Source organism: Geodermatophilus sp. CPCC 205761, from assembly GCF_051383655.1.
In the GTDB taxonomy this organism is placed as follows: Bacteria; Actinomycetota; Actinomycetes; order Mycobacteriales; family Geodermatophilaceae; genus Geodermatophilus.
The window spans coordinates 43042-56699 of record NZ_JALPKQ010000038.1; the positions used below are offsets into that span (position 1 = coordinate 43042).

Below are 13658 nucleotides of genomic sequence, written 5' to 3' on the forward strand. Positions count from 1 at the left end.
CAGGACCGGCCCGCCGGAGGGGCCGGGTGAGCGCGGCCGGATCCCTGCACGTCGGCGTCGTCGGCGCCGGCATCGTGGGCCTCGCGGTGGCCCGCCGGCTCGCCCGGCTGCGGCCCGACGCGCGGATCACCGTGCTCGACAAGGAGGACGACGTCGCGGTCCACCAGACCGGTCGCAACAGCGGCGTCGTCCACGCGGGCCTCTACTACCGGCCCGGGTCGCTGAAGGCCGAGCTGTGCACCCGCGGCCGTGAGCTGCTCCGGGAGTTCTGCGCCGACCACGGCCTGGTCTACGACGAGTGCGGCAAGCTCGTCGTCGCCCGCCGCGCCGACGAGCTCGCTGCCCTGGAGGAGATCGAGCGCCGGGCGACGGCGAACGGGGTGCCGGGCCTGCGCCGGCTGTCCGGCGCGGAGCTCCGGGAGGTGGAGCCCGAGGCCGCCGGGGAGGCGGCCCTGCACTCGCCGCGCACCGCCATCGTGGACTTCCGCGCGATCGCGCGGGCCGTCGCCGACGAGCTGCGGCGGACCGGCCACGAGGTCCGGCTGGGCTTCGAGGTGACCGGTGTGCGCCGGCAGGCCGGCGGAGGAGTGCTGGTCACCTCCCGCGACGACGCGCTCTCCGTGGACCGGCTCGTGGTCTGCGCCGGGCTGCAGGCCGACCGGGTGTCGCGCCTGGCCGGCGACGAGGAGGGGCCGGTGATCGTGCCCTTCCGCGGCGAGTACTACCGGCTGGTCCCCGAGCGCAGCGCGCTCGTGCGCGGGCTGATCTACCCGGTCCCCGATCCGCGCTACCCGTTCCTGGGCGTGCACTTCACCCGGCGCGTGGACGGGGGCGTCGACATCGGGCCCAACGCCGTCCTCGCCCTGGCCCGGGAGGGCTACCGCTGGGGCGACGTCCGCCCCGGTGAGCTGCTCCGGACCCTGACCTGGCCCGGGATGCGTCCGCTGGCCAGGCAGCACTGGCGGATGGGGATCGCGGAGTTCCGCGGCTCGCTGTCGCGCAGGGTGTTCCTCGCCGCGGCCCGGGAGTTCGTCCCGGCGCTGACCGACGCCGACGTCCGGCGGGCCCCGGCCGGCGTCCGGGCCCAGGCCGTCGACCGGGACGGCACCCTGGTCGACGACTTCCGGATCAACCGGCTCGGCCCGGTCGTCACGGTGCGCAACGCCCCCTCACCGGCGGCCACCTCGGCGCTCGCGATCGGCGAGTACGTGGCCGACCGCGTCCTGGCGGCGGATCCGGGCTGAGCCGCGGTCAGTCTCCGCCGGCGTCCGGCGACCCGTCGGCCGGGGTCACGGGACCGTCGGCCAGCAGCAGGTAGAGGGCTCGGCGCGCCTCGGCGAGGATCGCCGCCGCCGAGGTCTGCTGTGCCTCGGTGCCGCTGCGCGCTACCTGGCGGGCCGCGGCGTGCAGCTCGTCGAGGAGCCCGCGCAGATCCGCGCCCGCGCCGGCTCCGGTGTGCCCGGCGAACGGGTCCGGGCTCGTGCCGCGCCGGGACTCGACGTGCTCGCGACCGGTGTCGGTCAGGGTGACGAGCTTGCGCCCGGCGTCCGCCGTGACGGTCACCAGGCCCTCGTCCTCGAGCTGGCTGATCGTGGGGTAGATGGCGCCGGGACTCGGGGTCCACCGGCCGCCGCTGCGCTCGGCGATCGACTGCATGAGCTGGTAGCCGTGCATCGGCTCCTCGGCGAGGAGCAGCAGGACGGCGGCGCGGACGTCGCCGCGCGGAACGCGGCCGCGGCCGCCCCGGCGGTGCGCCATGGGGGCGCCGTCCGGCAGATCCGGCCGGCCGCGGCGTGGGTGGTGGTGGCGCCGGCCGGGGGTGCGGCCGTCGCGCTCTCGCATGGGGTGCATGTGTCCTCCTCGGACTATCGAATGACAGTAACGATACATCGGTACTGTCATTCGTCAACGTCGAGGCGGCACGACATGGGACTCCCGGAGCGGGGGTCCCGGACCGATCGAGGACTTTCGGTGCCGAAAGTCGGGGGTCGGGTCCCCGAGGGGCCGACCGGGGTGTCGCTCAGGCGCTGAGCGGCGTCTGGCGCTGGAGGCGCAGCCGGCGACGCTCCCGCTCGGACAGGCCGCCCCAGATGCCGAACCGCTCGTCGTTGGCGAGGGCGGACTCGAGGCACTCGGCACGCACCTCGCACCCGGAGCAGACGCGCTTGGCCTCGCGGGTGGAGCCACCCTTCTCCGGGAAGAAGGCCTCGGGGTCGGTCTCGGCGCAGAGCGCGTCCAGACGCCACGCGTCGTCGGTGGCGACCGCGGGCCACGGCGACGCGGGCAGCGGCTCGGCCCAGGCGGGGGTGGCCTCGGTGAGCAGGGTCAGGGACGGGCGGGAGAAGGAAGGCACGGGGAGCTCCTCGACGTGGGCGGTGTACCGGCGTGACGGACCGGTACGACATGCTTGCTGTCTGTGACGTTACGGATGCCCGGCCCGGGTTGGCACTGGCAAACCGTACGAAACCGTCTCGTGCTGTTGGAGGAATGTGTCGCTCCCCCGTCACACCCGCACCACCGTCGGCGTGGCCGGCGACCGGCGAGCCGGCCCGGATCTGGCCGTGGAGCCCGCAGCGGGCGCATGCTGTCAGCGTCCCGGATCGCCCCCGCCCGAGAGCGCACACGGCGGCCGGGAGCAGCGCGTGGCACGACGGCAACGGGAGCGTGGGCCATGGACGAGTCCGCTCTGCACCACTCGGGCGTCGGTCACGTCCGGGTCCGCTCGCCCAGACCGGAGACGGGGCCACCGGAGCGTCGACGCCCGGCCGAGCGTCCCGGGCAACCGACCGGTGCGGCGCCGCTCCACCTGCAGCGTGCCGTCGGCAACAGCGGGTCCGCGGCGCTCCTGGGCGCGCGCGACGACGCGGCCTCCTCCGTGGAGGGCGTCGTCCGGTCGCCGGGGGAGCCGTTGCCGGTCGGGGTCCGCACCGACATGGAGGCCCGGCTCGGCGGCGACTTCGGCGACGTCCGGGTGCACACCGACGACGCGGCCGCGGCGTCCGCCCGCGCGGTGCAGGCCAGTGCCTACACGGTCGGCTCCCACATCGCCTTCCAACGCTCGGTGTACGACCCCTCGAGCGACGGGGGCCGGGCCACGCTGGCGCACGAACTCGTCCACGTCCTCCAGCAGCGCAGCGGTCCGGTCGACGGCACGGAGGGCCCCGGCGGGATCCGGGTCAGCCACCCCACGGATCGGTTCGAGCGGGACGCGGAGGCCACGGCGGCACGGGCGCTCGGTGCCCCGGCGCCGGAACCCGCCGGGCCGGCCGACGTCCAGCGGCTGGACGAGCCGTCGGACGAGGCGCCCGTCCAGCGGGTCGCCACCGAGCCGGAGGTGGAGGAGCCCGAAGAGGAGCCCCCCGGCTGACACCGGGCGTGCACCCGGATCACCCCGACAGCCGCGCCTCGACCGACGACGGACCGGGCGCAGGCGCGCTCGGCGCCGCGTGCAGGGGGGCCAGAAAGCGCGCGAGGTCGGAGCGGGAGCGCAGGCCCAGCTTGCGGTAGACCCGGGTGAGGTGGGCCTCGACCGTCTTGCGGGACAGGTAGAGCACCGCCGCCGCCTCGGCGTTGTTGAGGCCGTCGGCGACCACGCGCGCGATCTGGAGCTCCTGGGGGGTGAGCACCGCCAGACCGGGCGCCGCCGGGTCGCAGCGGGGGGTGCGGTGGACGCCCGTCGCCGCCAGCTCCGTCTCGGCCCGGGCCGCCCACGGACGCGCCCCCAGCCCCTCGAAGACGGACAGGGCTTCCCGCAGCACCGGCCGGGCGGCCGCCGGACGCCGTAGCCGCCGCAGGACCTCTCCGGAGCAGAGCAGCGTCCGGGCCCGCTCGAACGGCACGGGACGTCGCGCGTGCAGGCGGGCGGCCTCGGCGAAGGCGCGCTCCGCCGGCTCGAGGTGGTCGGCGAGCAGGCCCCGGCAGCGCGCGGCGGCCGCCGCCGGGAACACCAGACCCGTGGTGGCGGCTGCCTGCTCCAGGGCCGCGAGGACCTCCTCGGCCCGGGACGTCGAGCCGCACCGGACGTGGGCCTCCACCAGGTCGCCGACGAAGGGCACCACCGTGGTCGCGGCCAGCCCGGCCGCCTGCGCCGCACGCCAGGCCTGCTCCAGGTGCTCCACGGCCTCGGCCGGGTCGCCGGCGCCCAGCGACGACAGCCCGAGGACGGCGGCCCGCTCCAGGTCGGCCCGCCCCAACCCGTAGGCCCCGCTCTCCCGGAGCGCACGGTCCAGCGCGGCGCGGCAGCCGGCCGCGTCCCCGCGGGAGGCGTCCAGCCGGGCCAGGGACGACAGGGCCGCGGCGGTCACGGCCGGCAGCCGGAGCTCCTCACCGCAGCGGACCGCCGCGGCGGCGTCCGCGGTCGCCGCCGCCCAGTGGCCGGTCCACCAGCCGAGCTCCGCTCGGGCCGCGAGGGCCAGGCCGGCGAGCCACGCCGAACCCTGCCGCCGGGCCTGCTCCACCAGCGCGTCCAGGGCCGCCGCGGCGGTCCCGTGGTCCTCGAGCCAGGTCCGGCACTGCGCCAGCAGCACGAGGGGCTCCAGGTCCCAGGCGCGGCACCGGCTGTCGGCGCCGGCCCGGTCGTCGCTGACGACCGGACGGGGTCCCGGAGACCCTCCGGCGAAGGCGTGGCCGGCGGCGGCCGCAGCGGCTCCGACCACCGCGCCCTCGCTGTCGCCCGCGGCGACCCGTGCGCAGCGCGCCGCGGCCTGCCGCACCAGGTCTCCGCGGCCGGCGAGCACGGCCGGCAGCACCGACTCGGCGTGCAGGCGGCGGGCCCGGCGGGGATCGTGGGCGAGCACCGCGTCCCCGGCCCTGACCAGTCCGTCGAGGGCGCGCTGGGGGTGTCCCGCCCACGCCACCGCCCGCCCCTGCACGAGGGCCACGTCGGCGGCGAAGAGCGGCTCGGAGCGGAGGGACAGCGCCTCGTCGCAGGCACCGCAGGCGGCGTCCATGCGCCCGGCCAGGTAGGCATCGGTCGCGGCGGCCAGCAGCCGCTCGGCCCGGCTCCTCCGGTCCGGGGTGAGCTCGGCCGCCCGCCGCCAGATGCGCGCCGCGGTGCGGTGTGCGCCGCGGCCGCGCGCCGCCTCGGCGGCCTCGACCAGGTCCCGCGCCGCCGGCTCGTCGGGGCCGACGGCGCAGGCCGCCACGTGCCACACCCGCTGCTCGGCCTCGGCGTGCTCGGCGAGGGCCCGGTGGACCAGCAGGCGCGTGGCCAGCGGGGTCCGGTCCTCGACGACCCACCGCAGGAGCGCGCTCCGCAGCCGCGGGGTCCCGTCACGCACGGCGACCAGACCGATCCGCTCGGCCGGGACGAGGTCGTCGAGGGACCCGCCGAGCGCGGCGAGCACCGGCTCGACCGCGCGCACGCCGGCCGGCCGGCCGGCCGCGATCGCGAAGAGCGCCGTCCGGGTGGGCTGGGGGAGCGCGTCGACGACGCAGCCCCACACCGTGCGCAGCGTGGGGCCGGGCGAGCCGAAGCCGGTGTCGAGTTCCGCACCGCACGACGCCCCGGACGGCAGGGCGGAGACGGTCTCCAGGAGCGCGAGCGGGTTGCCGCTGGACCGCTCGACGATCTCCTCGACGGCCTGGCGGCCGAGGGCGGCGTCCTGCGCGGCGACCAGGGTGCGCGACTCGGCCTCGCTCAGGCCGCCCAGGTCGACCGTCGGGATGCCCACCGGCGCGTCCACCGGTCCGGGACGGTCCCGCAGGCCGAACAGGAGCAGGACGCGTTCGGTGGCCAGCCGCCGGGCGACGAACTGCAGCACCCGCGAGGACGCGGGATCGACCCACTGCAGGTCGTCGACGAGCACCAGCAGCGGCGCCCGCCGTCCCGCCGCGGCGAGCACCCCGAGCGTGGCCGCGCAGACCGCGAGCGGGTTCCCCGGCCCGCCGGTCCGGAGCGCCATGCTCGCCTCGACGGCGTCCCGCTGGACGCCGGGGAGCTCGGCGAAGTGCGCCCGGAGGGGCAGCAGCAGATCGGTCACCGCCACGTACGGCAGGACCTCCTCGGCCTGGAAGCCCCGGATCCGCTCGGTGCGCGCCCCGCTCTCCGCGGCGACCCGCTCCAGCAGCGCGGTCTTGCCGACGCCGGCCTCGCCCCGGACCACGACCGCCCCGCCGCGGGTCCCGATCCGCCGGGCGAGCGCCCCGAGCAGGTGGACCTCCCGCTCACGACCGACGAAGCAACCGCACGCCCCGGGTCCGCCGCCGTGCATGTCGCCCTCCCCGCCGAGCCGCCGTCGGCCCGTGCCGCCGAGACGGCACGGTGCTACGGACAGTTCAGGGGGTCGGTCGTCACCAGGGCGTCACCGGACCGTCGCGCCGGCGGGAACGGTCAGAGGAACTCCAGGTCGAGGGTGCCGCGCGCGTACCGGCCGTGGAGGTCCTCGGCGGCGACCGTGACGAGCGCGACGGTCTCCGCGACCGAGCGGAGGGTGATCTCTGCGATGCCGCCCCGGAGCTGGACCAGGCCGCCGCGCTCGGCGAGCTTGCCCCGCGTCGTCGACACGCGCACCCGGTCGGTCCGGTCGTCGAGCAGGCGGCCGTGGGCGTCCCTGGCCGACACGGTGACGACGACGGAGTCCTCGCCGTCGCCCTCCAGCTGCCGGCGGTCCGCGGTCACCGCCAGCTGGGGGCGGGGTGCCAGCCGGCCCGACCCCGGATCGACCCACACGTCGGTGGCCATGGCCTCGACCGGGTCGGCGACGGCCAGCACGCCCACGTCCGCGTCCGCGGAGACGGCGCCGTCGGGGAGGAGGCCGGCGTCCCTCGCCACGGCGAGGACCGACTCCTCGTCCAGCTCCGCGTAGCCGCCGTCACCGACGCTGTACCGGCTGTACCGGCCCAGGACGGCGCCACTGGCGCGGTCGTACAGGACGTGCACCACGGGACTCTCCGTCGGCCGGATGGCGCTGCTCTCCTCCGGCACGGCGGGCAGCTCGGCTCCACCGGTCTGGTCCAGGCTCACTCGTAGAACACCACCCCGATGCCGAGGACGCTGGCCGCCGCAAACGACCGCGCGCGGAACGTGATGACGCGACCCTGCCCCCAGAAGGTCCTGGCCAGCACGTTGCTGTCCTGCCCGTTGGCGCCCCAGTGGTCGCCACCGAAGAACGAGGTCGCGGTTCGGGCCCCGTCCACCCGGAAGATGTCCAGGGCGATGGCGTGACTGCGGTCGAAGGCGTTCCGGGGGTCGTTGCCGCAGCTGGCGACGAAGGCGGTGAACTGGCGGGGCGCCCCCAGGTCCACGTCGGCCAGGCTCGTCCCGGCATCCGCCGACAACCACACGGACTGCATGTACCGCGCCGCGTTGCCGCCGAGCTGGCGCCAGTCGGGGCCGTTGACCCAGACCCGCCCGGCCGCGCCCTCCAGCACGACGGCGTCGGCGCCGGCGTTCCGGACCCAGACCGACCCGCTGCCTCCGTCGGAGAACACCGAGAGCCCGGTGCGCCCCGTCGGGTCCTGGACGTGGACCCGGCCGGCGCTCTGCGACCCGCCGGCGATCACCGAGCCGCCGGCGGTCACCGAGCCGCCGGCGGTCACCGATCCGCCCGCGGTCACCGATCCGCCCGCGGTCACCGCCGCGCCGGCCGCCACGGAGCGCGCCTGCAGCGAGCCGGTGACCGTGGCGGCCCTGCCGACGGTGAGCTGCCCGTCGACGGTCGCCCGATCGCCGACCGCGAGCGCCCCGGTGACGGCGGCGGCCCCGCCGACGGTGAGCTGCCCGTCGACGGCCGCCCGGTCGCCGACCTCGAGCGCCCCCGTGACGGCGGCGGCCCCGCCGACGGTGAGGTCTCCTCCGGCGGTCAGCGCGAGGCCCGGGGTGGTGCCGCCGGCGGAACGGACGGTGAACCCGCCGGCGAGGTCGGTCCGCAGCACCGCGCCGGCCCGCTCGGAGACGACCGTCTCGCCGCCCGCGGGGGACGAGGTCCCGGTGGCCCGCAGCTCCAGCTCGGTGGCGCCCACCGTCGGCCCGGAGCGGTCGCCCGGCGCGACCCCCTCGGCGGCGACCTGGCCGTCGTCGGTGAGGGACAGCGTGGCCAGGACGACGTCGTCGTCGGCCGGCGTGCCGGTCGCGGGGGTCAGGAACAGCCAGGGCGTCTGGTGCGTGATGAACACCCGCTGGCCCTCCGCGTCCCACAGGGCCTTGTCGAAGGTCTCCCGCCACCGGAGGGCCAGCCGGCACTGTCCTCCGTGGCCGGCCAGCGGGACCTCGACACCCAGCTCGGTCACGGGGACCAGCCGGCTCTCCTCCTCCGGCTCGGCGGCCAGTTCCGCCCGGCCGCCGGGCGCCAGCACGATGTGCCGGCCGGCGCGGTCGACGGCCACGCCGGGACCGACGCGCACCGACGCGGCACCGCCGGCGGCGTGCACGGTCAGCCCGGTCGCCACGCCGGCTCCGTGCAGGGCGCCGGCGTGCGCCCGCTCCAGGGAGCGCAGGTGTGACAGGAGGTCGGTCTGGTCCTCGGCGTGACTGGCCGGCCCCGGGCGGGGTGCGCTGGACCCCGGCACCAGGTGCTCGGTACGGCTGATCGGACGGATGACCACAGGTGACCTCCTTGCCGCGGCTGCCCCATGCTCGGGGAACGGCTGCGGCGGCGCTTCCGGGATCACCCCCGCCCCGCCGGTCCGGAGCGGCGGCCCTCTGCCGCCGCCGCCGGCGGGAGGAACGAGGGAGTTCCCCGATGCGTCGCCCAGCGGCCGGCCGGTCCACTCGGGGCCCTCGGCCCACCGTCAACGAGCCGGGCCGGCCGGCCCGCGAGGAGGCGACGATGCCCTACATCCTCACCAGCAAGGCGTCGTCGCGGCCCCTGCTGGTGTTCCTCGCCAGCGGCTCCAGCGTGCGGCTCTCCCCCCGGCAGGAGTCCGAGGTGCTCGCCGACGTCGACGTGCTCGACGTGCCGGCGATCGAGCGGCTGGAGCGGCAGGGCCTGCTCGACGTCCGCCGGGTGGACGACGGGGACGAGGGTGGCGCCCCGGTCGAGGATGTCGCGGTCGAGGACCGGGACGGCGGCCAGGAGCCGGCGCCCGCAGACCCCGAGGCACCGGCCGCCGCCCCGGCCCGGGGGAGAGCGCGGACCGGGCGGACCCGGCAGAGCAGCGAGCCGAGAGCGTCCGCGGAGGACGCCCCGGCCGAACCCACAGCGCCGTGACGCGGCCGCGACCGCGGAGGGAGAACCGGACGTGCCAGCACTGACCTACCCCGGCGTCTACGTCGAAGAGGTCTCGAGCGGGATCCGCCCGCTGGAGATCGCCGGCACGTCCACCGCGGCGTTCGTCGGCCTCGCCGAGCGGGGCCCGGACACCGGCGCCCCGCGGGTGACGAGCTGGGCCCAGTTCCAGCGGGACTTCGGCTCGTTCATCACCGACGGGCACCTGCCCCTGAGCGTCTTCCAGTTCTTCAACAACGGTGGACGCCAGTGCTACGTGATCCGGATGACCCGGAACGACGCCGAGGCGGCGTCGGTGACGGTGCAGAACCGGGCCGACCCACCCACCGAGGGGCTCGTCCTGGAGGCGAGCAGTTCGGGGGCCTGGGGCAACTTCCTGGTCGCGAACATCCAGAACGGGTCGGGGGACCCCGACAACGAGTTCCGGGTGAGCATCCGCCGCCAGCCGGATGCCACGACCGTGCCCAAGGACTTCCTGAGCACCGAACCGCTCGAGGACTTCGACGACCTGAGCATGGACCCCGACGCGCCCAACTTCGTCGTCGACGTCCTGGAGCGCCGGTCCGCGCTGGTCCGGGCGCGGGTGTCCGGCGAGAACACCGCACAGCAGGCCGGCGTCCACCGCGGCGGCCGGGGGGCGAAGGTGCCCCTGGACGAGCTGCTCAACCTGCAGATCATGATCGACGACGACGGTCTGCGCACCGTCGCGCTGCCGCCCGAGGCCGGTGCGTTCGACACGCTGGCCGAGGTGGCCGCCGCACTGCAGGCGGCCGTCCGGGCGCTGACGCCGGTCCGGACGTCCACCGACCCGGACGCCTACGCCGGGTTCACCTGCGCCGCGGAGGGCGAGGGGACCCAGGCCCGGCTCGTGCTGAACTCCGGCAGCACCGGTCCGCGCTCCTCGGTCCGGGTGCTGCCCGGTGCCGCGTCCGACGCCAGTGGGCTGCTTCGGCTCGGCGTCGCCAACGGGGGTCGATCGGAGGGTGGCATCGCCGTCCGCCGGCCGCCGGTCACCGGACCGCTCCAGCTGGGGGACGCGGCGCGGAAGGCCCCCGTCGTGGACGTCGTCCCCGGGGACGACGGCGTCGCCGCGCTGACCGAGACCTCGTTCCAGGAGGCGTTCGCCCGCCTCGACCCGGTCTCCGACGTCAGCCTGCTCGCGGTCCCCGGCGAGGTCGCCGTCGGCGTCCGCACCCTGATGGACCTGGGCACCGAGTACTGCTCGCGCCGGCCCCTGCAGGACCTCTTCTTCATCGGGGAGACCGACGCCGAGGCCGTCACGCCGGCCCTGGGTCTGGCCTTCCGCGACAAGGTCAACTCGGCCAACTCCTACGGGGCCCTCTACTTCCCCTGGGTGACCGGACCCGACCCCCTGGGCCGGTCCAGCACGCCGGTCCCGCTGCCGCCCTCGGGCTATGTCGCCGGGCTCTACGCCCGGACCGACGCCGCCCGCGGGGTGTGGAAGGCACCGGCCGGCACGGCCGCGAGACTCAACGGCGTCGCGGGGCTCGTGACCGAGGTGGGGGACGTCGACCACGGGAACCTCAACCGCAGGGACGTCGCCGTCCTGCGCCGCTTCCCCGGGGTGGGCGTCGTCGCCTTCGGGGCGCGCACCGTCGCGTCCGACCCCGAGTGGCGGTACATCCCGGTGCGCCGGACCGCGATCATGCTCCGGGTCAGCATCTACCGCGGGATCCAGTGGGCGGTGTTCGAGCCGAACGACGAGGTGCTGTGGTCGCAGTTGCGGCTCACCATCGGCTCGTTCATGACGACCCTGTTCCGCCAGGGCGCCTTCCAGGGTGCGTCCGCGACCGACGCCTTCTTCGTCAAGTGCGACGCGGACACGACCACCCAGGCCGACATCGACGCCGGCGTGGTGAACGTCCTCGTGGGTTTCGCGCCGCTCAAGCCCGCGGAGTTCGTCGTCGTCCGGATCAGCCAGCAGGCCGGCGCGGCGTCCGCGTGATGCCGGGCGGCCGGAGAGGAGCAGGGGGATGGCGCGGTTCACCGTCAACAGCACCCGGTTCGACCCGTACCTCGGGTTCAAGTTCAAGATCAAGTGGGACGGTCAGTACGTCGCCGGGCTGAGCAAGTGCGGCGCCCTCAAGCGGACCACCGAGGTGACCACCTGGTGGGAGGGCGGGGACTCCAGCGGACCCCACCAGATCCCCGGCAAGAGCCGGTACGACGCGATCACGATGGAAGCCGGGGTGACCCTGGACACCGCCTTCGAGGACTGGGCGAACAAGGTCAACAACTTCCGGGGCGACGCGGCCATGTCGCTGGCCACCTTCCGGAAGGACATCTCGATCGAGGTCTTCGACCACCAGGGCCACAAGGTCCTGGCCTACAACGTCTTCCGCTGCTGGGTCTCGGAGTACCAGGCGCTGCCCCAGCTGGACGCCTCGACGAACGCGGTGATGATCAGCACGATCAAGCTCGAGAACGAGGGCTGGGTCCGCGACACCTCGGTCGTCGAGCTCCCGGAGACCTGACCGGCGATGCTCGACGACCGCGCCGGCGTGCTCCCCGGCGGCTTCTGGGACGAGGCCGGGCGACGTCACCGGACGGTGGCCCTGCGCCCCCTCACCGGCCACGAGGAGGAGTTGCTGGCCGGCGGGGACGGCGGCAACCCGCCGGCCCTGGTGACGGCGGTGCTCGGTCGCTGCCTGACCCGCCTGGGCGAGATGGCCCCCGTGCCCACCGACGTGGTGCGCCGGCTGCTCGTCGGCGACCGGGACTACCTGCTGCTGCAGCTGCGGCAGCTCACCTTCGGCGACGAGGTCCGCGCCACGCTGGTCTGCCCGTGGGAGGCCTGCGGCGAGCAGGTCGCGATCGAGTTCGCCGTGTCCGACGTCCCGGTGCACGGGTCACCGCTCCCGGCCCCCGACTACACCGTCCGGCTCTCGTCCGAGGCGGACGACGCGCGCAGCGAGATCCGCTTCCGCCTGCCCAACGGGGCCGACCAGGAGGCGGTGGCGCCCTGGGCCGAGCACAACGAGGCGGCGGCCCTGACCGCGCTGCTGCGCCGCTGCGTGCTGGGCGCCGACCCGCCGAGCGAGGACTGCGTGGCGGCGCTGAGCCCGCGGGCCCGCGCGGAGCTCGAGGCGGAGATGGAGCGGCTGGCGCCCCGGGTCGAGCGCACCATGACCACGAGCTGCGTCGAGTGCGGCCGCCCCTTCACCGTGCCGTTCGACCTGCACCGCTTCTTCTTCGGGGACCTGCGCACCGACGCCGACCTGCTGTACCGCGAGGTGCACGTGCTCGCCTGGCACTACGGCTGGAGCGAGCCGGACGTCCTGGCGCTGTCGCAGGCCCGGCGCCGCACCTACATCGACCTCCTGGCCGAGGAGATCGAGGGGCTCGACGATGGCCACTGACGGCCTCCTGACCGCCGTGCTGGGCGGCAGCGGTCAGCGGTTCCGCCACCGCGGCGGCGTCCTGCGGCTCCTCGGCCTCCCGGACCCGGCCGGTGTCGAGGTCCGCTTCTCCCCACCGGGCGGCGCGGGGAGTCGCTGGTTCCGCGAGCCGGCCCCCCGGTCGCGGCGGTCGGCGCCCGCCTCCCGGCGGCGCACCGCGGCACCGCAGGCCTCCGCCCCGCGGACGGGGCCTACCGCCGTGCTGCCGCTGCGGTCGGCGGCCGGCGCCGCGCCCGATGGCCGCGCCGAGGTCCACGGAGTGCCCGGGGAGGGGACCCCCGCGCCGGCACGCCGGCGTCCGGACGACGCGGATCCCGGCCGGCCGGCCCGACCGGACCGCCCCGCCGTTCCGTCGCCGGCCGCGGCGCCTCCGCCTCCGACCGGGTCGCAGCCGGTCGCGGGCCGGGCCGGCCCGGACGGGCCGTCGCGGCCGGCATCGGTGGCCGACCGGCCGGTGTCGGTGGCTGACCGGCCCGCGCCCGTCGGCGCGGCGCGCCCGCCGCGGCGTGAGGTCGTCGCGGTCCCGCCCGGGTCGCCGCCGGAGGCCGTTCCGTCGGCGGAGGAGCACGCCGCCGAGGGACCGGGCCCCGTGCCGTCCCACCCGGAGGACACCGGCTCGGCCGGGCGCGGGCTGCCCCGACCCGCGGACTCCGGCGTTCCTCCGGTGCCCGCCCACCCGGAGCCGGGGCCGACCACGACCGGGGCAGCCTCGACGCCGGAACCGGCGCCTCGACCCGACCGCCGGGGGACCGGGGTGGCGGCACCGGAGGAGCCGGCCGCCGGCCGCCGGCCGGCTCTGCGGGCCGCGGCGGACGCCGACCCCGCGCCGGCTCCCTCCACGGACGGCCCAGGGCCCGCGCACCCGGACGACGGTGCCCCGCACGTCGTGCTGATCCCCCCGCCGCCCGCGGTGGCCGGCCACCCCGGCACGACCGCGGGCCGGCGGTCCGGGACACCGCCGCGGGGCCCGGCGGCCGGGCTCCCGACGGCGGGACCGCAGGTCGCGGGCGATCCCGACGGCGACCCCCTCCGGACGGGCACGGCGCCGGCCCCGGCCGCGCAGCAAAGTCGG

The 13658-nt window shown here is 76.7% G+C and carries 11 protein-coding genes; 6 read left to right on the forward strand and 5 right to left on the reverse strand.

The window, feature by feature from the left end; all coding sequences use genetic code 11:
- The first annotated feature begins 26 nt into the window (after positions 1 to 26).
- The gene (gene lhgO, locus MY526_RS20195) at positions 27 to 1244 is read left to right on the forward strand and encodes an L-2-hydroxyglutarate oxidase (RefSeq protein ID WP_436694783.1); all 1218 of its coding nucleotides are present in this window, start codon (positions 27 to 29) and stop codon (positions 1242 to 1244) included.
- A gap of 7 nt (positions 1245 to 1251) precedes the next feature.
- Here lhgO and MY526_RS20200 read toward each other — a convergent pair whose 3' ends face one another.
- Positions 1252 to 1851, reverse strand: a complete 600-nt coding sequence (locus MY526_RS20200; RefSeq protein WP_436694782.1) for a PadR family transcriptional regulator — start codon at positions 1849 to 1851, stop codon at positions 1252 to 1254.
- A 169-nt stretch (positions 1852 to 2020) separates the two neighbouring features.
- Positions 2021 to 2353: a WhiB family transcriptional regulator gene (locus MY526_RS20205; RefSeq protein ID WP_436694781.1), complete on the reverse strand. Its 333-nt coding sequence runs from the start codon at positions 2351 to 2353 to the stop codon at positions 2021 to 2023.
- A gap of 318 nt (positions 2354 to 2671) precedes the next feature.
- On the opposite strand from MY526_RS20205, the gene MY526_RS20210 reads away from it, so the two are divergent.
- Positions 2672 to 3367 (forward strand): eCIS core domain-containing protein, encoded by a 696-nt coding sequence (locus tag MY526_RS20210; RefSeq protein ID WP_436694780.1) that lies wholly within the window; start codon positions 2672 to 2674, stop codon positions 3365 to 3367.
- Between the two features lie 19 nt (positions 3368 to 3386).
- Here the strand turns inward: MY526_RS20210 and MY526_RS20215 are convergent, their stop codons facing one another.
- The 3 genes from MY526_RS20215 to MY526_RS20225 form a co-directional block, all read right to left on the reverse strand.
- Positions 3387 to 6212, reverse strand: a complete 2826-nt coding sequence (locus MY526_RS20215; protein ID WP_436704924.1) for an AAA family ATPase — start codon at positions 6210 to 6212, stop codon at positions 3387 to 3389.
- A gap of 119 nt (positions 6213 to 6331) precedes the next feature.
- Positions 6332 to 6964, reverse strand: coding sequence for a hypothetical protein (locus MY526_RS20220; protein ID WP_436704925.1), 633 nt, complete (start codon positions 6962 to 6964; stop codon positions 6332 to 6334).
- Positions 6961 to 8544, reverse strand: a complete 1584-nt coding sequence (locus tag MY526_RS20225; protein WP_436704926.1) for a hypothetical protein — start codon at positions 8542 to 8544, stop codon at positions 6961 to 6963. The genes MY526_RS20220 and MY526_RS20225 overlap by 4 nt, the downstream gene beginning before the upstream one ends.
- Before the next feature lie 224 nt (positions 8545 to 8768).
- Here MY526_RS20225 and MY526_RS20230 point away from each other — a divergent pair, with 224 nt between their 5' ends.
- From MY526_RS20230 to MY526_RS20245, 4 genes are read left to right on the forward strand one after another with little or no spacing between them, the layout of a single operon-like run.
- Positions 8769 to 9149 (forward strand): hypothetical protein, encoded by a 381-nt coding sequence (locus MY526_RS20230; protein WP_436694776.1) that lies wholly within the window; start codon positions 8769 to 8771, stop codon positions 9147 to 9149.
- A gap of 31 nt (positions 9150 to 9180) precedes the next feature.
- A complete protein-coding gene (locus MY526_RS20235; RefSeq protein WP_436704927.1) occupies positions 9181 to 11133 on the forward strand; it encodes a phage tail sheath family protein in 1953 nt (650 codons plus the stop codon).
- A 28-nt stretch (positions 11134 to 11161) separates the two neighbouring features.
- Positions 11162 to 11662 carry a phage tail protein gene (locus tag MY526_RS20240; protein WP_436694774.1) on the forward strand — a complete coding sequence of 167 codons (501 nt, stop codon included), beginning with the start codon at positions 11162 to 11164 and terminating at the stop codon, positions 11660 to 11662.
- A 6-nt stretch (positions 11663 to 11668) separates the two neighbouring features.
- The gene (locus MY526_RS20245; protein WP_436694773.1) at positions 11669 to 12547 is read left to right on the forward strand and encodes a hypothetical protein; all 879 of its coding nucleotides are present in this window, start codon (positions 11669 to 11671) and stop codon (positions 12545 to 12547) included.
- Positions 12548 to 13658 lie beyond the last annotated feature (1111 nt).